The 18,525-nt window shown below is 66.6% G+C and carries 13 protein-coding genes, 1 other RNA gene and 1 pseudogene; 6 read left to right on the forward strand and 9 right to left on the reverse strand.

Annotated features, from left to right (window positions below):
• Together A9G05_RS19575 and A9G05_RS19580 are read left to right on the forward strand one after the other, a co-directional pair.
• On the forward strand, positions 1 to 295 hold a 295-nt coding region (locus A9G05_RS19575), incomplete at its 5' end, for a calcium-binding protein (RefSeq protein ID WP_305879754.1).
• 130 nt (positions 296 to 425) lie between these two features.
• Positions 426 to 1,499: a nitronate monooxygenase family protein gene (locus tag A9G05_RS19580; RefSeq protein WP_069562538.1), complete on the forward strand. Its 1,074-nt coding sequence runs from the start codon at positions 426 to 428 to the stop codon at positions 1,497 to 1,499.
• Between the two features lie 64 nt (positions 1,500 to 1,563).
• On the opposite strand, the gene A9G05_RS19585 is transcribed toward A9G05_RS19580, so the two are convergent.
• Positions 1,564 to 2,712, reverse strand: a complete 1,149-nt coding sequence (locus A9G05_RS19585; RefSeq protein ID WP_069562539.1) for an acyl-CoA dehydrogenase family protein — start codon at positions 2,710 to 2,712, stop codon at positions 1,564 to 1,566.
• 77 nt (positions 2,713 to 2,789) lie between these two features.
• A pseudogene (locus tag A9G05_RS19590) lies at positions 2,790 to 3,085 on the reverse strand (hypothetical protein); the annotation flags it as partial.
• Positions 3,086 to 3,580: 495 nt separating this feature from the next.
• On the opposite strand from A9G05_RS19590, the gene A9G05_RS19600 reads away from it, so the two are divergent.
• From A9G05_RS19600 to A9G05_RS19610, 3 genes are all read left to right on the forward strand, one after another.
• On the forward strand, positions 3,581 to 4,534 hold the full coding sequence (locus tag A9G05_RS19600; RefSeq protein WP_069562542.1) for a TAXI family TRAP transporter solute-binding subunit: 954 nt from the start codon (positions 3,581 to 3,583) through the stop codon (positions 4,532 to 4,534).
• 150 nt (positions 4,535 to 4,684) lie between these two features.
• On the forward strand, positions 4,685 to 6,712 hold the full coding sequence (locus A9G05_RS19605; RefSeq protein ID WP_069562543.1) for a TRAP transporter permease: 2,028 nt from the start codon (positions 4,685 to 4,687) through the stop codon (positions 6,710 to 6,712).
• Positions 6,709 to 7,116, forward strand: coding sequence for a DUF1850 domain-containing protein (locus A9G05_RS19610; RefSeq protein ID WP_069562544.1), 408 nt, complete (start codon positions 6,709 to 6,711; stop codon positions 7,114 to 7,116). Before A9G05_RS19605 ends, A9G05_RS19610 begins: the two co-directional genes overlap by 4 nt.
• 185 nt (positions 7,117 to 7,301) lie before the next feature.
• On the opposite strand, the gene recR is transcribed toward A9G05_RS19610, so the two are convergent.
• The 4 genes from recR to ffs form a co-directional block, all read right to left on the reverse strand.
• Positions 7,302 to 7,901 carry a recombination mediator RecR gene (recR, locus tag A9G05_RS19615; RefSeq protein WP_069562545.1) on the reverse strand — a complete coding sequence of 200 codons (600 nt, stop codon included), beginning with the start codon at positions 7,899 to 7,901 and terminating at the stop codon, positions 7,302 to 7,304.
• A 204-nt stretch (positions 7,902 to 8,105) separates the two neighbouring features.
• Positions 8,106 to 8,432, reverse strand: a complete 327-nt coding sequence (locus tag A9G05_RS19620; protein WP_044412787.1) for a YbaB/EbfC family nucleoid-associated protein — start codon at positions 8,430 to 8,432, stop codon at positions 8,106 to 8,108.
• Positions 8,433 to 8,443: 11 nt separating this feature from the next.
• On the reverse strand, positions 8,444 to 10,597 hold the full coding sequence (gene dnaX, locus A9G05_RS19625) for a DNA polymerase III subunit gamma/tau (RefSeq protein ID WP_069562546.1): 2,154 nt from the start codon (positions 10,595 to 10,597) through the stop codon (positions 8,444 to 8,446).
• Positions 10,598 to 10,803: 206 nt separating this feature from the next.
• An RNA gene (gene ffs, locus A9G05_RS19630) (signal recognition particle sRNA small type) lies at positions 10,804 to 10,900 on the reverse strand.
• 322 nt (positions 10,901 to 11,222) lie between these two features.
• Here ffs and A9G05_RS19635 point away from each other — a divergent pair.
• Positions 11,223 to 11,504: an HU family DNA-binding protein gene (locus A9G05_RS19635; protein ID WP_044412796.1), complete on the forward strand. Its 282-nt coding sequence runs from the start codon at positions 11,223 to 11,225 to the stop codon at positions 11,502 to 11,504.
• Between the two features lie 46 nt (positions 11,505 to 11,550).
• Here the strand turns inward: A9G05_RS19635 and ligA are convergent, their stop codons facing one another.
• The 3 genes from ligA to smc form a co-directional block, all read right to left on the reverse strand.
• Positions 11,551 to 13,923, reverse strand: a complete 2,373-nt coding sequence (ligA, locus tag A9G05_RS19640; RefSeq protein WP_069562547.1) for an NAD-dependent DNA ligase LigA — start codon at positions 13,921 to 13,923, stop codon at positions 11,551 to 11,553.
• 70 nt (positions 13,924 to 13,993) lie between these two features.
• The gene (zipA, locus tag A9G05_RS19645; protein ID WP_069562548.1) at positions 13,994 to 14,803 is read right to left on the reverse strand and encodes a cell division protein ZipA; all 810 of its coding nucleotides are present in this window, start codon (positions 14,801 to 14,803) and stop codon (positions 13,994 to 13,996) included.
• Between the two features lie 212 nt (positions 14,804 to 15,015).
• Positions 15,016 to 18,504 (reverse strand): chromosome segregation protein SMC, encoded by a 3,489-nt coding sequence (gene smc / locus A9G05_RS19650; RefSeq protein ID WP_069562549.1) that lies wholly within the window; start codon positions 18,502 to 18,504, stop codon positions 15,016 to 15,018.
• Positions 18,505 to 18,525 lie beyond the last annotated feature (21 nt).

Below are 18,525 nucleotides of genomic sequence, written 5' to 3' on the forward strand. Positions count from 1 at the left end.
CCTCTTCACCCAAGGCATCAACAGCACCGACCTCTGGCTCCAACGCACCGGCAACAACCTGGAACTCTCCGTCCTCGGCTCCGACGACAAGGTCACCATCAGCAACTGGTACACCAGCGCCTCGAACCACGTCGAGACGATCAAGACCGCTGACGGCAAGACCCTTCTCGACAGTCAGGTACAGAACCTGGTCAACGCCATGGCCGCCTTCGCGCCGCCGACAGCGGGCAACTACAACCTCACGCCTGAGCAACGGGCTCAACTGGAGGTGGTGATCGCCGCCAACTGGCACTGACACCACCCGCTTTCGACAGGGCCCCGCAAGGGGCCTTGTTCGTCTTGGGCGGCAGCGCGGCAATCCGCCCGCTCTACCGCGCTGTATTTGGCAGTATCCTGTCGCCCTTTCCCCTGCCAGGAGCGCTGCCATGTCCCGTTGGCCCGATACCCGTATCCAAAATCTGTTCGGCATCGAACTGCCCATCATCCAGGCGCCGATGGCGGGGCCGTCCTATGCGGAGATGGTGGTGGCGGTGGCGCAGGCCGGTGGCTTGGGTTCGCTGCCCTGCGCGATGTTGAGTGCCGAGCAGATCCGCCAGGAGGTCGGGCGGATTCGCGAAGGGACTGCGGCGCCAATCAACCTGAACTTCTTCGCCCACTCGGCGCCGGTGCCGGATGAGGCCAGCCTGGCGGCCTGGAAGCAGCGCCTGGAACCCTACTACCTGGAACTCGACCTGGACCCGGCCGAGCCGGTGCCGCTGTCCAACCGTGCACCGTTCGATGAGGCACTCTGCGAGCTGGTGGAGGCGTTGCGCCCGGAGGTGGTGAGCTTCCACTTCGGCCTGCCGGAGGCGGCGCTGGTGGAGGGGGTGAAGGCGACCGGGGCGAAGGTGATTTCGTCGGCCACCACGGTGGCCGAGGCGCGCTGGCTGGAGGCCCGGGGTTGCGATGCGATCATTGCCCAGGGTGCGGAGGCCGGCGGTCACCGCGGGCTGTTCCTCGATACGCGGGTGGACACCCAGGTAGGCACCTTTGCGCTGCTGCCCCAGGTGGTGGATGCGGTACGGGTGCCGGTGATTGCGGCCGGTGGCATCGCCGATGCACGCGGCATCGCAGCGGCTTTCGCGCTGGGGGCGGCGGCGGTGCAGTTGGGTACGGCCTATCTGTTCACCCCGGAGGCGCGCCTGCCTGCCCTGCACCGCCAGGCGCTGGCACAGAGCCGGGACGACGGTACGGCCATCACCAACCTGTTCACCGGGCGCCCGGCGCGGGGGATTCTCAATCGGGTGATGCGTGAGGTGGGGCCGTTGAGCGACCTGGCGCCGGCCTTCCCGCTGGCGGGCGGTGCGCTGGCCCCGTTGCGGGCCAAGGCCGAGGCGGCGGGTGCCGATGATTTCATGTCGCTGTGGTCGGGCCAGGCGGCGGCGCTGTCGAAGCACCTGCCGGCGGGCGAGCTGACTCGGGTGCTGGCGACCGAGGCTCTGGAGCGCATGGGGCGCTGAAAGGCCTCTGCACGTTCATGCGCCGAGGGTGGAGCCCCGGTGCCTCATGGCACCGGACGTGGGCTCAGAGGCCCATCTGCTTGCTGATGATCTCGTTCATGATTTCCCGCGAGCCGCCGCCGATGGAGAGGATGCGGTTGTCGCGGTAGAGCCGCTCCACCAGGCTCTCGCGCATGTAGCCCATGCCACCGAGCAGTTGCACGGCGTCGTAGGTGACCCGGTCCGCCATGTCGGTGGCGAAGTTCTTGGCCATGGAGATTTCCTTGATGACGCTCTTGCCGGCGGCCATCTTCGCGGCCTGGCGGTAGGTGAACTCTCGGGAGACCTCGACCTGGGTGGCCATTTCCGCCAGGCGATGTTTGAGCACCTGGAACTTGCCGATGGGCTTGCCGAAGGCTTGCCGCTCGCGGGCCCAGCGCTCGGCTTCTTCCAGGGCCATCTGGGCGGTCATGTTGGCCATGATGGCGAGGGCCAGCCGCTCGGACTGGAAGTTGGCCATGATGCAGGCGAAGCCCATGTTCTCGACGCCGATAAGGTTGCCCACCGGGACGAGGCAGTCCTCGAAGAACAGCTCGGCAGTGTCGGAGGCCCACCAGCCCATCTTCTTCAGTTGGCGCCCGACGCTGAAACCGGGAGTGCCCTTCTCGATCAGCAGCAGACTGACGCCACCGAAGCCGTCGCCGCCGGTGCGCACCGCCACGGTGTAGTAGTCGGCGCGCACACCGCTGGTGATGAAGGTCTTGCTGCCGTTGACGCGGTAGAAGTCCCCTTCGCGCACCGCGCGGGTCTTGAGGTTGGCCACGTCGGAGCCGCCGGAGGGCTCGGTGACGGCCAGCGCCATGATCTTCTCGCCGGCCAGCACCTGCGGGGCAATGCGCTCGCGAAGCTCGGGGCGGCCCCACTTGACCAAGGGCGGCAGGCCGATGTCGAGGGAGCCGAGCCCGGCCACCAGGCCACCGGAGCCGCTGCGCATCAGCTCTTCGCTGGCCGCCACCTTGGCGAACAGGTCGCCCTCGTGACTGCCGCCGTATTGCTCGGGGTAGCCGATGCCGAGGATGCCAGCGGCACCGGCCTTGAGGTAGAGCTCGCGGGGGAAGGACTCGGCCTCTTCCCAGTCGTCGATGTGGGGGAGGATTTCCCGCTCGACGAAGCGGCGAACCGAATCACGCACCAGTTGATGGGATGGGTCGAAGTATTCCTGGCAGGCCGGCATGGCGTAGCTCCCTGGCGAAAGTCAGGAAAACTTACCGAGCGCTTGCTTGGTTTTCAAGGCGTGACATGCGCCATCGATCAGGACGTATGCGCCGCACCGAAGCGCTCCCGATAGGCCGAAGGCGGGAACCCGACGGCGTTGCGGAAGGCCACGCGGCGGGCCAGTTGGCTCACTTCCAGGGGCTCGTGCAGGTGCTGGCGGCCCAGTGCATCAGGGTGGACAGGTCATTGCGCGACGCCTGCACCATCGGGGCTGGAATGAACTGCGCCTGGCCGCCGACCCGCTGGGGCGGCATGACCAGGCGCCGGGCCACAGTGTTGGCCACCTGGGTGCCGAAGTCCCGCGCTACGAGGTGCGGGCAGGCGTCGATGCCGTCGGTCAGGGGGCACCGTCTGCGCGTGTTGAGGAGGGCGCGCTGTGGCCTCCCCTTCCTCACCGGCTTGCGCGGGCGCTACCGCTCCGGCAGGCACCGTCGCATTTGGCGGCGCCCAACATGAGCGGATTAACGCCTACTCAATAAGCCGGATAGGCGGTTTTCCGCTTACCAAATCCCCTCCCACTGGCTCCACAGGCCGCGCTGCAGGCGTTGCGAAGGCTGGCACGGCACCTGCAATATCGGCTGCGTTACCGCGCTCGATACTGCCGATACCGCAGTCATAACAACGACAAAAGGCCAGCACGCGTATACACGCCCCTCCCCGGCAACACGCCGGAGACCTGCCTTCGCCGCCTTCCCGCGGTCCTTGTCCCTCGTTGTGAGCTGCACCGGCGTTCCTGCGCGGCGGGTGACGTTCGCGCCTGCTCGTGGCTGGCCGACGTCGTCTAACGTGTAGCTCTGCATAAATCCAACAACGACGGAGAAACGTCCATGCGACTGACCAAGAAACTCAGCCTGCTCGCTGCTGCCGCGGCCTTCACGGCCAGTACTGCGGCACTGGCTGCGCCCACCTTCATCAACGTACTGACCGGCGGCACCAGCGGCGTGTACTACCCGATCGGCGTGGCGCTGTCCCAGCTGTACAGCAACGGTATCGCCGGGTCGAAAACGTCGGTGCAGGCGACCAAAGCATCGGTGGAGAACCTCAACCTGCTGCAAGCCGGGCGCGGCGAACTGGCCCTGGCGCTGGGCGACTCCGTCGCTGACGCCTGGAACGGCGTGGAGGATGCCGGCTTCAAGGCTCCGCTGAAGAAGATCCGCGCCATCGCCGGGACCTACCCCAACTACATTCAGATCGTTGCCAACGCCGAGTCGGGCATCCATTCGCTGGCGGACCTGAAGGGCAAGCGCATTTCCGTCGGCGCGCCGAAGTCCGGTACCGAACTCAACGCCCGCGCCATCTTCAAGGCTGCCGGGCTGACCTACGAGGACATGGGCAAGGTGGAGTTCCTGCCCTATGCCGAGTCGGTCGAGCTGATCAAGAACCGCCAGCTCGACGCCACCCTGCAATCCTCCGGGCTGGGCATGGCGGCGATCCGCGACCTGGCTTCGACCATGAAGATCCGCTTCGTGGCCATCCCGCCGGAGGTCACGGCGAAGATCGACAACGCCGCCTACCAGGCGGCCACTATCCCGGCGGGCACCTACGACGGCCAGGACGCCGACGTCCCCACCGTGGCCATCACCAACATCCTGGTCACCCACAGCGGTGTGTCGGACGAGGTGGCCTACCAGATGACCAAGCTGATGTTCGAGAACCTGGATCGCCTGGGCAACGCCCATTCCGCTGCCAAGGACATCAGCCTGGAGAACGCCACCCAGAACCTGCCCATCCCCCTGCACCCCGGTGCCGAGCGCTACTACAAGGAAGTGGGCGCCCTGTAGCCCACCCGGACAGGGGGCTACCGCCCCTCCGCCTTCCCCGTCGCGCAGCGTTCCGGCATTGCCCCAGGCCGGAACGCTCGCGGACCGAGGCACGGCGCTACGGTGCCGGCCTCTGCTTCTTGCATTGATGTCGTGATGAGGCTTCACCCCATGAGTGAACAAGACAATGGCCTGGCTGCCAGTCCTTCCGACTGGCCAAAGGCGCTTTTTGCCGTGGCGCTGCTGTTTTCCATCTTCCAGATCGTCACCGCCGCCTTTCACCCGGTCTCGACCCAGGTGCTGCGTGCCGTACACGTCGGCTTCCTGTTGCTGCTGGTGTTCATCAGCTACCCGGGGCTCGGCAAGGGCCGCCCCTGGCAGCCGCTGGCCTGGCTGCTGGGCCTGGCCGGCATGGCCACGGCGATCTACCAATGGGTGTTCGAGGCGGACCTGATCCAGCGCTCCGGGGACCTGACCACCGGCGACATGGTCGTCGGCCTGACCCTGATCCTGCTGGTGTTCGAGGCCGCACGGCGGGTGATGGGCATCGCCTTGCCGATCATCTGCGCCCTGTTCCTGGCCTACGGCATGCTCGGCCAGTACCTGCCGGGGGACCTGATGCACCGGGGCTACGGCCTGGACCAGATCGTCAACCAGCTGTCATTCGGTACCGAGGGCCTGTACGGCACACCGACCTATGTTTCGGCCACCTACATCTTCCTGTTCATCCTCTTCGGGGCCTTTCTCGAGCAGGCCGGAATGATCCGGCTGTTCACCGATTTCGCGATGGGTCTGTTCGGCCACAAGGTCGGCGGGCCGGCCAAGGTGTCGGTGGTGTCATCCGCCCTGATGGGAACCATCACCGGCTCCGGCGTGGCCAACGTGGTCACCACCGGCCAGTTCACCATTCCGCTGATGAAGCGCTTCGGCTATCGCCCGGCCTTCGCCGGCGGGGTCGAGGCGACCGCGTCGATGGGCAGCCAGATCATGCCGCCGATCATGGGCGCCGTGGCCTTCATCATGGCCGAGACCATCAACGTGCCGTTCTTCGAGGTGGCCAAGGCGGCGCTGATTCCGGCGCTGCTGTACTTCGCCTCGGTGTTCTGGATGGTGCACCTCGAAGCCCGCCGTGCGGACCTGCGGGGCCTGCCGAAGGACGAGTGCCCCAACCCCTGGAAGGCGGTGCGGGAGCGCTGGTTCCTGCTGATCCCGTTGCTGATCCTCATCTACCTGCTGTTCTCCGGCCGCACGCCGCTGTTCTCCGGCACCGTCGGCCTGGCACTGACGGCCATGGTCATCCTCGGCTCGGCGATCATCCTGCGGGTTTCGTCCAAGGCGCTGCGTTTCGCCTTCTGGATCGCCCTGGGCGTGCTCTGCGCCGGCTTCTTCCAGCTCGGTATCGGCGTGGTGTTCGGCGTCATCGGCCTGCTGGTGGCAGCGTGCTGGTTCGTCAAAGGCGGCCGCGAAACGCTGACCCTGTGCCTGCACGCTCTGGTGGAGGGTGCGCGCCACGCTGTCCCGGTGGGGATCGCCTGCGCCCTGGTCGGCGTGATCATCGGCGTGGTGTCGCTGACCGGGGTGGCGTCCACCTTTGCCGGCTACATCCTCGCCATCGGTCAGGACAACCTCTTCCTGTCGCTGGTGCTCACCATGCTGACCTGCCTGGTGCTGGGCATGGGCATCCCGACCATTCCCAACTACATCATCACCAGCTCGATCGCTGCCCCGGCCCTGCTGGACCTGGGCGTTCCGCTGGTGGTCTCGCACATGTTCGTCTTCTACTTCGGCATCATGGCCGACCTCACGCCACCGGTGGCCCTGGCCTGCTTCGCCGCGGCGCCCATCGCCAAGGAGCGCGGCCTGAAGATCAGCCTGTGGGCCGTGCGCATCGCCGTGGCCGGCTTCGTCGTCCCCTACATGGCGGTCTATTCGCCGGCGTTGATGCTGCAGGGTGACAGCCTGCTGGCGACGCTGTACGTAGTGGCGAAGGCGGTGCTGGCCATCGGCATCTGGGGGGCGGTGTTCACCGGCTTCCTGAACGCCCGTCTGGCCTGGTGGGAACGTGGGCTGGGTTTCGCCGCCGGTGCCAGCCTGATCCTCGCCACGCCCATCAGCGATGAGGTGGGCTTCGTCCTCAGCGCCGTGTTCGTCGCCCAGCACCTCTGGCGCGCCCGACGCGCCAGGGCGCAAACGACATGATCGGCTTGTGCCTGGGCATGGCAGGGGCGGTGTGGGCAGAGCTGCCCGTGCCGTCCTTCACCCTGGCCTGGACCCACACCATCGAGAAGATCCGCTGGGAGGAAGACTACCGCGTCACCGCCGAGGGGCTGTTGCTCGGCGAAGCGCGGGTCAAGGGCTCCGGTGCCGGCATGGAGATTCCCGACGGAGCCGTCCTGCGTGAGGGTAGTTGGCATTACCAACGGCAGATGCCGCCGCTGCAACCACTTCGCCTCGGGCGCACACCCGAGGCGGGGGACTATCAATTGTGCGTGGACCAGCGCTGCCGCCCCCTGAGCGACTGGCTAGGCCCACCCACGACGCGCCAGCCGGCACTGGAGCTGTGGAGCTGCGAGCTGGGTGCCCGAAAATCGCTCGACGACTGACGCCACCCCGCGCGACCTGTGCGGGGCCTACCCTCTTCCGCGTCAGCAGGCTGCCGAAGAACGTCGACAAGGCAACCGATGCAAGCCGAAAGCGACCAACGAAGCGCGGTATACGTGGGCTATATGAGCATGTTGAAAGCGTTTCAACGCCGCAGCAGCAGCGCCTCTAGCCTTTCAAGAGCCTGTCAGAGGCCGATGGGGCGGCGGCCGGCCAGGGCGTGGGTCAGGGTGCCGCCGTCCACCAGCTCCAGCTCGCCACCCAGCGGTACGCCGTGGGCGATGCGCGAAGCGATCAGCCCCTTGGGTGCCAGTAACTGGGCGATGTAGTGGGCGGTCGCTTCCCCTTCCACGGTCGGGTTGGTGGCGAGGATCACTTCGCTGAAGGCACCGGCCTCGATCCGCTCCATCAGTTCGGGAATGCCGATGGCTTCCGGCCCGAGGCCATCCAGGGGCGAGAGGTGTCCCTTGAGCACGAAGAAACGGCCGCGATAGCCGGTCTGCTCCACGGCGAAGACGTCCAGCGGCCCTTCCACCACGCACAACAGTGAGTCGTCGCGACGCGGATCGGCGCACTGCGGGCAGAGGTCGTCCTCGCTCAGGGTGCGGCATTGCTTGCAATGCCCGACGCCTTCCATTGCGGCGGTAAGTGCCTGAGCCAGGCGCAGGCCGCCGCTGCGGTCACGCTCCAGCAACTGCAGCGCCATGCGCTGGGCCGTCTTCTGGCCTACACCGGGCAGGATGCGGAGGGCGTCGATCAGTTGGCGGATCAGCGGACTGAAGCTCATTCAGAAATCTCGGATTGGGGCTGAAACGAGCTCCGGCGCCCTGCTCGCTTCCGACCTCTATTTACAGTCGCTGTCGCCAGGAGCGATCAGACGGCATGCAGTACAAGGCGTGAACGGCTACGGGCACCGGAGTTTACGTCTGTAAATGAGGATGCCCGGAGCCGTTCGCAACGCAGTAATGCGTGCTGGCTGGGCGCTCCCCACTTAGAAGGGCATCTTGAAGCCGGGCGGCAGTTGCAGGCCGGCGGTCATGCCGGACATCTTCTCCTGGCTGTTCTGCTCGATCTTGCGCACGGCGTCATTGACGGCGGCGGCGATCAGGTCTTCGAGGATTTCCTTGTCTTCCTGCATCAGGCTGTCATCCAGGCTCACGCGCTTGACGTCGTGACGGCCGTTCATGACCACGCTCACCAGGCCCGCACCGGATTGACCGGTGACTTCGGCGTTGGCCAGCTCTTCCTGCATCTTCTGCATCTTTTCCTGCATTTGCTGGGCCTGTTTCATCAGGCCTGCCATGCCACCCTTCATCATGATGGTTGTCCTCAGCGGTCAAGGGGTTCAATGGTGTCCGGGCGCACGCTGGCCCCGAACTGTTCGATCATCTTCAACACCAGCGGGTCGCTGGCAATCGAGTCTTCGGCATCACGCTGGCGGGCCGCACGTTTGCGGGCGGCAGCCTGGGCCGGGGTTTCCTGCTCGGGGCGACGGATCTCCACTTCCAGCGTCAGGGTGCGGCCGTGGTACTGGTTGAGGGCCTCGTTCATGCGCCGTTGCTGGGTGGCGTTGAACAGGGCGCTCTGGGCCGGGTCCAGGTGCAGGTGCCAGGTGTCGCCATCCACCGCCACCAGGGTGCAGTTGGCGGCGATGTTGCCGGTCATGCCGCTGATGCCGAGGCGCGGGAACAGGTCCAGCCATTCGGCAGCCAGGCCAGTGGCCGGCTGCACATCCGGCAGGACCTCGGGCTCAGCCACCACTGCTGCCTCGCCGATGGGAAGCTCGTCGAGGTAGGCGATGGAATCGGCGTCCGCCTGATAGTAGTCGTCATAGTCCCCGGGCGGCGGCTCTTCGTCGTCGAAGGGCGCTTCGGTGGCCGGCACAGCTTCTGCAAGAGACACCGGCGCTGCGGCGACAGGGGCTGATACGGTCGCTTCGGCTACAGGCTCGGGCTCGGGCTCGGGCTCGGGCTCGGGCTCGGGCTCGGGGGCAGGCTGCGCGACTGGCGCGGACGCGGCCACTGCTGCGGGCTCTTCCCAGGGCAGGTCGACCGGCACCTCGGCGGGAGGCTCGGCAACCACGGCGGGCTGCGGCTCCACCACCGGCTCGCTCAAAGCAACGGGCTCGACCGGCGCTACAGGCTCGGGTTCAGGCTCGGATACCACGGCGGCAGCAGGCGCGGCCTCGACCACCGGTTCCGGCGCCGGCTGAAGGGCCGGCACGACCGCCGGAGCGGGCGCGGCGACAGGAGCCGGCATGGGCGGCTGGGTCACGGGCGCGGGGATGACGGCCGCCGGAGCCGCGACGGCGGCTCCGGCCACGGGGTTCTGGCTGGAATCAGCTGTGGCCTTGCTGATCCCCGGGTCCTTTAGCACCACCCTCGGCGCACCGTCGGCATCGGCCGGGCGGAACGCCAACATGCGCAGCAGCACCATTTCGAAGCCGCCGCGCGGGTCCGGCGCCAGGGGCAGGTCGCGACGACCGATCAGGCCCATCTGGTAGTAGAACTGCACGTCTTCCGCCGGCAGTGCCTCGGCCAGCGCCAGCACGCGGTCGCGGTCGCCCTGGCCGTTGTCGACGGCATCGGGCAGAGCCTGGGCGATGGCCACACGGTGCAGCACGTTGAGGATTTCGGCCAGCACGCCGTTCCAGTCCGGGCCCTGCTCGGCCAAGTGGCGGATGGCCTCAAGCACGCCACGGGCATCGCCCTGCAGCAGCGCGTGGAGCACGCCGTAAACCTGGCCGTGGTCGAGGGTGCCGAGCATGGCGCGCACGTCGGCGGCCAGAACCTTGCCTTCACCAAAGGCGATGGCCTGGTCGGTGAGGCTCATGGCATCGCGCATGGAGCCATCGGCGGCGCGGCCCAGCAGCCACAGCGCATCCGCCTCGAAGGGGACGCTTTCGGCAGTGAGCACGTGGGTCAGGTGCTCCACCACGCGCTCCGGCGGCATGTTCTTCAGGGAGAACTGCAGGCAGCGGGAGAGGATGGTGACGGGCAGCTTCTGCGGGTCGGTGGTGGCCAGCAGGAACTTCACATGGGGCGGCGGCTCTTCGAGGGTCTTGAGCAGCGCGTTGAACGAGTGCGTGGAGAGCATGTGCACTTCGTCGATCAGGTAGACCTTGTAGCGACCGCGGGTCGGCGCGTACTGCACGTTGTCCAGCAGCTCGCGGGTGTCCTCGACCTTGGTGCGGCTCGCGGCGTCCACTTCGATCAGGTCGACGAAGCGACCTTCGTCGATCTCGCGGCAGACCGAGCACTGGCCACAGGGCGTGGAGCTGATGCCGGTCTCGCAGTTCAGGCACTTGGCGAGGATGCGCGCGATGGTGGTCTTGCCCACGCCACGGGTACCGGTGAAGAGGTAGGCGTGGTGCAGGCGCTGGTTGTCCAGGGCGTTGATCAGGGCCTTCAGCACATGGGTCTGGCCGACCATTTCCCGGAACGAGCGGGGACGCCATTTGCGCGCAAGAACCTGATAACTCATTGAAAACCGTCGCAGCAGTGAATCGGGAGGGGGCTAATGCTAGCGGAGCAACTTGCAAATTGCACCCGAGATGCACACTCGTGACGAACTTCTTTCGGTAGCAGGAACGCCATAAAGGACGGAACGTGACACGACCGTGCTCACGCAATGCGTGGCGGAGAAATCAGCAAGAAGGGGATGAAGCGAGGGGAGGTATAAGGAGGCGACCCCACCAGCCACACCCCGGCACTCGATTTCACCGCTGCGGCTGCTCCCTTCCGGGCCTGACCGGGTTCACGGCTGATCAATGCGGGGGGACCGGCAGGGCCACCATAACGCAGCTCGCCAGATCGGCGAGCCGCGCCATTGTACTGGCTCTTGGCAAACTTACAACCGCTGAAATCACTTTTCCTGACAAGCACTTGCGCTCAGCCCCGGAAGCGACTCACGCTGCCGCGCCTTGAAAACGAAGTACACGCAGGCGCGCCCACGGGCGAATGGATGACACGAAAGAGTGGCAAGGGGCACCAACAGCGGCCTACACCAGTGCAACCCGACTCCCTGCAACGCGTGGGAAATCGATCTGTGCTAGCGTGCCCCCGCCCCGCTTAGGGCCGGGCACCTTCATCTTCATCGGAGCACTCCCATGGCACTCACCAAAGACCAACTCATCGCTGACATCGCCGACGCCACCGACGCTACCCGCGCCACCGTGCGCGCCGTGCTGGAGCAACTGAGCGAGATCGTCAGCGACTCGCTGGAGAACGGCGATGAGATCACCCTGCCGGGCATCGGCAAGCTCAAGGTCAGCGAACGACCGGCGCGCACCGGCCGCAACCCGCAGACCGGCAAGAGCATCGAGATCGCCGCGAAGAAGGTGGTCAAGCTGGTACCGGCCAAGGCCCTGACCGACGCCATCAACGGCTGATACGAAAAGGCCTAGCATCGAGCCCGGCCTTTTCATGTGTGGCACCTCAGACGGCGCCGAGGGTCTTCAGCTCGGCGAGGAATTGCTCCTCGTCCAGCACCCGCAACCCCAGTTCGGTGGCCTTGGCCAGCTTGGAGCCAGCCCCCGGCCCGGCGACTACGCAGTGGGTACGCGCCGATACCGAACCCGCCACCTTGGCCCCCAGGGCTTCCAGCTTGTCCTTGGCCTGGTCGCGGCTCATGGCCTCCAGCGTGCCGGTCAGCACCCAGGTCTGCCCGGCCAGGGGCAGCCCTTCCACCGCCTTGCGCTCGCACGACCAGTGCATGCCGAACTCCAGCAGTTGCGCCTCGATGCGCAGGGCGTGCTCGCGATTGGCCGGCTCGTCGAAGAAGTCGCGCAGGGAGCGGGCGGCCTTTTCGTTGAGGCGCTCCACCTGGCGCAGGTCCAGCCAGTCGGCCTGGATCACGCCCTGCAGGCTGCCGAAGCGGGCCGCCAGCTTCTCGGCGCCGGTGGTGGCGATGCCGGGGATGTTCTGCTTGTCGATGAAGCCACCCAGGGAGGCACAGGCGGTGAATTCGGCACTGACGTCGCCTTCGTCCTGCAGGATGACGCCGCGGGCCAGCAGGTCGGCAATCACCTGGCGGTTGTGGTCGTCGCCGAAGAAGTTGTGGATCTCCGACGCCACTTCCAGCCCCACGTCGGGCAGGTAGGTCAGCACTTCCGGCAGGGCCTGTTCCAGGCGCTTCAGCGAGCCGAGGGCGCGGGCCAGCAGCTTGGCGGTCTCTTCACCGACATCGGGAATGCCGAGGGCGAAGATGAAGCGCGCCAGGGTCGGCTTGGCGCTGTCCTGGATCGCCGCCAGCAGGTTGCGGGTCGAGAGGTCGGCGAAGCCCTCCAGCTCCACCACCTGCTCGTAGGTGAGGGTGTAGAGGTCGGCGGGCGACGCCACCAGACCGGTGTCCACCAGTTGCTCGACGATCTTGTCGCCCAGGCCATCGATATCCATGGCGCGGCGGGAGGCGAAGTGGATGATCGCCTGCTTGAGCTGGGCGCCGCAGGCCAGGCGGCCGACGCAGCGGTACACCGAGCCTTCGCTGGTGGTGGCCTTGCCCTTGGCACGCTTGACCAGTTGGGTGCGCTCGACAGCGGAGCCGCACACTGGGCACTGCTCCGGTACGTGCACCGGACGGGCATCCGCAGGACGGCGCTCGGCCACCACCTGCATGACCTGGGGAATCACGTCGCCAGCGCGGCGGATGATGACGGTGTCGCCGATCATCAGGCCCAGGCGGGCGACTTCGTCCATGTTGTGCAGGGTGGCGTTGGCGACGGTGACGCCCGCCACCTTGACCGGCTTGAGGCGCGCTACGGGCGTCACCGCGCCGGTACGGCCGACCTGGAACTCGACATCCAGCAGCTCGGTCAGCTCCTCCTGGGCGGGGAACTTGTGGGCGATGGCCCAGTGCGGGGTGCGGGCACGGAAGCCCAGTTGCTGCTGGTCCTCCAGGGTGTTGACCTTGAACACCACGCCGTCGATGTCGTAGGGCAGCGCCATGCGCCGCTGGCCGATATCGCGGTAGTAGTCCAGGCAGGCCTCGACGCCCTTGGCGAGGCGCAGCTCACGGCTGATGGGAATGCCCCAGCCCTTGAGGCGCTCCAGCATGCCCACCTGGGTGGGGGCCAGTTCGGTGCTGACCTGACCGATGCCGTAGCAGCAGAACTCCAGCGGGCGGCTGGCGGTGATCTTCGGGTCCAGCTGGCGCAAACTGCCGGCGGCGGCGTTGCGCGGGTTGGCGAAGGTCTTGCCGCCGCTCTCGGCCTGGCGGGCGTTGAGTTCCTCGAAACCGGCCTTGGGCATGTACACCTCGCCGCGCACTTCCAGCACCTGCGGCCAGCCTTCGCCCTTCAGCTTGAGCGGTACGTTGCGGATGGTGCGCACGTTGGCGCTGATGTCCTCGCCGGTGGTGCCGTCACCGCGCGTCGCGCCGCGCTCCAGCACGCCGTTGCGGTACAGCAGGCTGACGGCCAGGCCGTCGAGCTTCGGTTCGCAACTGTATTCCACGGCTGCTCCACCGCCGAAGAGGCCGCCGCCGGACAGGCCGAGACCACTCTGCACGCTGCGATCGAAGGCGAGAAGGTCCTCCTCCTCGAAGGCGTTGCCCAGGCTGAGCATGGGCACTTCGTGGCGCACTTCGCCGAAGGCGCTGAGGGCCTCGCCGCCGACACGTTGAGTGGGCGAATCGGGGGTGACCAGTTCCGGGTGCTCGGCCTCCAGGGCCTGCAGCTCGCGGAACAGGCGGTCGTACTCGGCGTCGGGCACGCTGGGCTCGTCGAGGACGTAATAGCGGTAGTTGTGCTCATCCAGTTCGGCACGCAGTGCCTGGATGCGCTGGGCGGCATTGCCTGAGGTGTCGTTCATGATGCGGGGCTCTTTTCCGTGCAAACGAAAAGAGCAGCCTGGGCTGCTCTGTTTCGGTGGATCTTCCGGTTCAGCGCTTCTGGGTCAGGCTGCGACGCTCGAACTCGACGATGCGCTGGCGGTAATGCTCGATGGTCTGGGCGGTCAGCACGCTGCGCTGGTCGTCCTTCAGCTCGCCGTTCAGCTCCTGGGAGAGCTTGCGGGCAGCGGCCACCATCACGTCGAATGCCTGCTTCGGGTGACGCGGGCCGGGCAGGCCGAGGAAAAAGCTCACCGCACGGGTGCTGAACAGGTCGATGTCGTCCAGATCGAAGGTACCGGGCTTGACGCCGTTGGCCATGGAGAACAGCACCTCGCCATTGCCGGCCATGCTCTCGTGACGGTGGAAGATGTCCATCTCGCCGAAACGCAGGCCGCTCTCGAGAATGTTCTGCAGCAGGGCCGGCCCCTTGAAGCCACCTTCGTCACGGGCAACCACGTTGATCACCAGCACTTCCTCCACGGGCGGCAGGTCCTGGGCCTTGGCCGGGCGCGCCGCCTTGGCGGAGGCAGCTTCCTCGACGGGAGTCAGCAGAGTCGGTACCGGCTCGTCCAGCGCCAGGTCGCCCTGGCGTGGCTCGTTGCGGCGCTTGTTCAGTTCCCTGGCGCTCATGCTGGGCAGGTCTTCCTCGTCCAGCAGCGGCTCCCCACGCTCGCGAACGCGGGCTGGCCCGAGGAGGCTGGGGTCCTCCTCTTCATCGGGAAGGTTGGAGAAACTGCGATCGAGCTTGAACTTGAGCTTGCCTTTGCCGCCACTCATGCGGCGCCAGCCATCAAACAAAATGCCGGCGATTACGATGACGCCGATGACGATCAGCCACTCGCGCAGACCGATTTCCATTAATCCTGTGTCCCCTGGTCAAAAAAAATTCTGATAGTGATGAAGAAAGGACATCCGGTCCCCTGAAAACGTGGCGCCCAACTCCATGTTCCCAATGGCGTTTTCCACGTGTCAAAAAAATTGGGCATTAAGCTAGCACGGCCAGCCCAGCAGAGAAACCTCTGTTCACGAGGCCTGCAGGGCAACCCGGTCGGCAATCACCGCCGGATACATCAGGCCTCTACGAGGGAAAGCGCCTCCTCGACATCCACGGCGACCAACCGTGAGCATCCCGGCTCGTGCATGGTCACGCCCATCAACTGGTCGGCCATCTCCATGGCGATCTTGTTGTGGGTGATATAGATGAATTGGACCTTCTCCGACATTTCCTTGACCAATCGTGCATAACGGCCGACGTTGGCGTCGTCCAGCGGCGCATCCACCTCGTCGAGCATACAGAACGGCGCAGGGTTGAGCTGGAAGATGGTGAAAACCAGCGCCAGCGCGGTGAGGGCCTTTTCGCCACCGGACAGCAGGTGGATGGTGCTGTTCTTCTTGCCCGGCGGGCGCGCCATGATGGCCACCCCGGTGTCCAGCAGGTCTTCGCCGGTCAGTTCCAGATAAGCGTGCCCTCCCCCGAAGACCTTGGGGAACAGCGCCTGGAGGCCGGCGTTGATCTGGTCGAAGGTTTCCTTGAAGCGGTTGCGGGTCTCCTTGTCGATCTTGCGGATGACGTTCTCCAGGGTGTCCAGCGCCTCCACCAGGTCATCGTTCTGCGCGTCCAGGTAGCGTTTACGCTCGGACTGCTGCTGGTATTCGTCGATGGCGGCCAGGTTGATCGGGCCCAGGCGCTGGATGCGCGCGGCCAGTCGCTCCAGCTCCTCGTCCCAGGCCGGCTCGCTGGCGCCCTCGGGCAGCGTGGCGAGCACGCCGTGCAGGTCGTAACCGTCTTCCTGCAATTGGTCCTGCAGCGCCTTGCGGCGCACGGTCAGGGCCTGCCACTCCATGCGTTGCTGCTCCAGTTGGCCGCGCAGCAGTTGCGACTGCTGCTCGGCCTGGGTGCGGCGCTTCTCGGCGTCACGCAGTTCGCGGTCGGCATCTTCGAGGGCGAGCCGGGCAAGCTTGAGTTCATCTTCCACCGCCATACGGCGTTCCAGCAGCTCTTCCAGCTTCATGCGCAGCTCTTCCAGCGGGGCTGCGCCCTCCTCCAGGTTGAGGCTGAGCTGCTCGCGACGCTCTTCGAGGCGTTCGAACTGCTGGCTGAGGCGCTCCAGGGCCTGGCGTGTCGAGTCGTGCTGGGCGCGCAGGGAGCCCAGGCGCACGGCCAACTGGTGGGCCTGGTCCTTGTGCTGGCGCGCTTCCTGACGGATGCGGTCGAGTCGTTCGCGCAGCTCATCGCGCTCGGCCAGCAGGCGTTCGCGCTGCTCGGTGTCAGTGGCCATGGCGTCCAGAGCGTCCTGCAGTACCAGGCGGGCTTCGCCCAGTTGTTCGTGCTCCAGGGCGCGCTGCTCATCGAGTTCGGCCAGCTCCGCTTCCAGGCGCTGGCGACGCAGGTTGAGCTGCTCGACCCGAGCCTGCTGGGCGGACAGGCGGGCCTTCACCTCGGACAGGCGCCGCGCCTCATCCTGCACCTGGCGGCGTTGTTGTTCACGGGTTTCTTCCTGCTGGCGCTGCTGGACCCGCAGGGTTTGCAGGGCCTCGTCGAGGCGCTCCAGTGTGGTTTCGCGCTCGCCACGCTCGGCGTGCAGGCGCTCCAGCTCCTGGCCACGGGCCAGCAGGCCGCTTTCCGCTTCGCTGGCGCGACAGACACGGAGGAAGTTGCGCCCGACCCAGTAGCCATCGCGGCTGATCAGGCTTTCGTCGGCGGCCAGCGTGGCGCGGCCGGCCAGGGCGTCGTCCAGGCTCTCCACCGGACGCACGCGGCCGAGCCAGGGCGCGAGATCGAGCCGTGACTCGACCTTGTCCAGCAGACTGCCGGCGACTCGCGCCCCGCCTTGGCCGGCGGCTACAAGTCGCAGGTCGCCCTGACTGAAGCCGGCCAGATCGAGCCCCTGGAAGTCCTCCAGCTGCACGGCCTGCAGGTCCGCCCCGAGGACGGTCTCCACCGCCAGCTCCCAGCCCGCCTCCACCCGCAGGCCTTCGGCCAGGCGCGGGCGCTGGTCGAGTCCATGCTCACGCAGCCAGTCTGCCGTGCCGGCACCGGGGTCGAGAGCAGCCTGCTGCAGGGCTTCCAGCGAGGCGATACGGCCGTTGAGGCGCTGCAGCTCGCCCTGGGCCTGCTGCTGGGCCTGGCTGGCGCGCTGCAGTTCATCACGCAACTGCTCCAGACGCTCCACCAGGGCCTCTTCGGCGGCCTGCAGGGTTTCCAGCTCCAGTTCGCCAGCAGCGGCCTGTTCATTCAATTCGAGGATGGCTGCGCTCTCGGGGTCGGCGGCCAGTTGGGCGCGCTCGTCAGCCAGGCGACGCTCGCGCTCCAGCACGCGCTCCAGGCTCTGCTCCAGCTGCTGGATGCGCGCCTGCTGCACTTCGGCCTGGCGCCGAGGCTCAGCGCTGCGCTGGTTGAAGCCGTCCCAGCGCTCCTGCCAGCCCTGCATGCCGGCCTCGGCCTCTTCGAGCTGGGCACTGGCCTCTTCGGCGGCGGCGGCGCTGAGTTCCTGCTCGGGGATGAGCATGTCCATCTCTTCACCGAGGGTCGCCAGCAGGGTGCGGTCATGCCCCAGGTGGGACTCGGTCTCCTGGCGGGCGCGCTCGGCATCGCGCAGGTCGTCCTGCAGTTGCCGCTGGCGCTGCTGGCCGTGCTGGATGCTCTGCTCGACCCGGGCGATATCACCGCCCACGGAATAGAAGCGGCCCTGCACCAGGTTAAAGCGTTCGGACAGCTCATGATGGCCGTCACGCAGGCGTTCGATGGCGGCGTCGGCGTTGCGCTGCTCGGCCACCAGTGCCTCGAAGGCCACCTCCTGGCTGCCGATCACGCCTTCACGCTGCCCCACCTGCTCGTTCAGCGCCTGCCACTTGAGGGCGGACAGCTGGGCCTTGAGCTGGCGCTCCTCGGCCTTGTACTCCTGGTACTTCTCCGCCGCCTGGGCCTGCCGATGCAGGCGGTCGAGCTGGCGCTCCAGCTCTTCGCGCAGGTCGGTCAGGCGCGCCAGGTTCTCGTGGGTGCGACGGATGCGGTTTTCGGTCTCGCGGCGGCGCTCCTTGTACTTGGAGATGCCGGCGGCTTCCTCGATGAAGTTGCGCAGGTCCTCGGGCTTGGCCTCGATGAGCTTGGAGATCATCCCCTGCTCGATTATGGAGTAGCTGCGCGGCCCCAGGCCGGTGCCGAGGAAGATGTCGGTGATGTCCCGGCGGCGGCACTTGGTGCCGTTGAGGAAGTAGGTGTTCTGGCCATCGCGGCTGACGCGGCGGCGAATGGAAATCTCGGCGAAGGCGGCATATTCGCCCACCAGGGAGTTGTCCGAGTTGTCGAAGATCAGCTCGATGCTGGCCTGGGCCACCGGCTTGCGGGTGTTTGAGCCGTTGAAGATGACGTCGGTCATCGACTCGCCACGCAGATTCTTGGCCGAGCTTTCGCCCATCACCCAGCGCACAGCGTCAATGATGTTCGACTTGCCGCAGCCGTTGGGGCCCACCACCGCCGACATGTTGCTGGGGAAGTTGACTGTGGTGGGGTCGACGAAGGACTTGAACCCGGCCAGCTTGATGCACTTGAGCCGCATGGGCGCCTCTCCCGATCAGTG

It is taken from the genome of Pseudomonas sp. ENNP23 (genome assembly GCF_001728945.1).
GTDB classification, from domain to species: domain Bacteria; phylum Pseudomonadota; class Gammaproteobacteria; order Pseudomonadales; family Pseudomonadaceae; genus Metapseudomonas; species Metapseudomonas otitidis.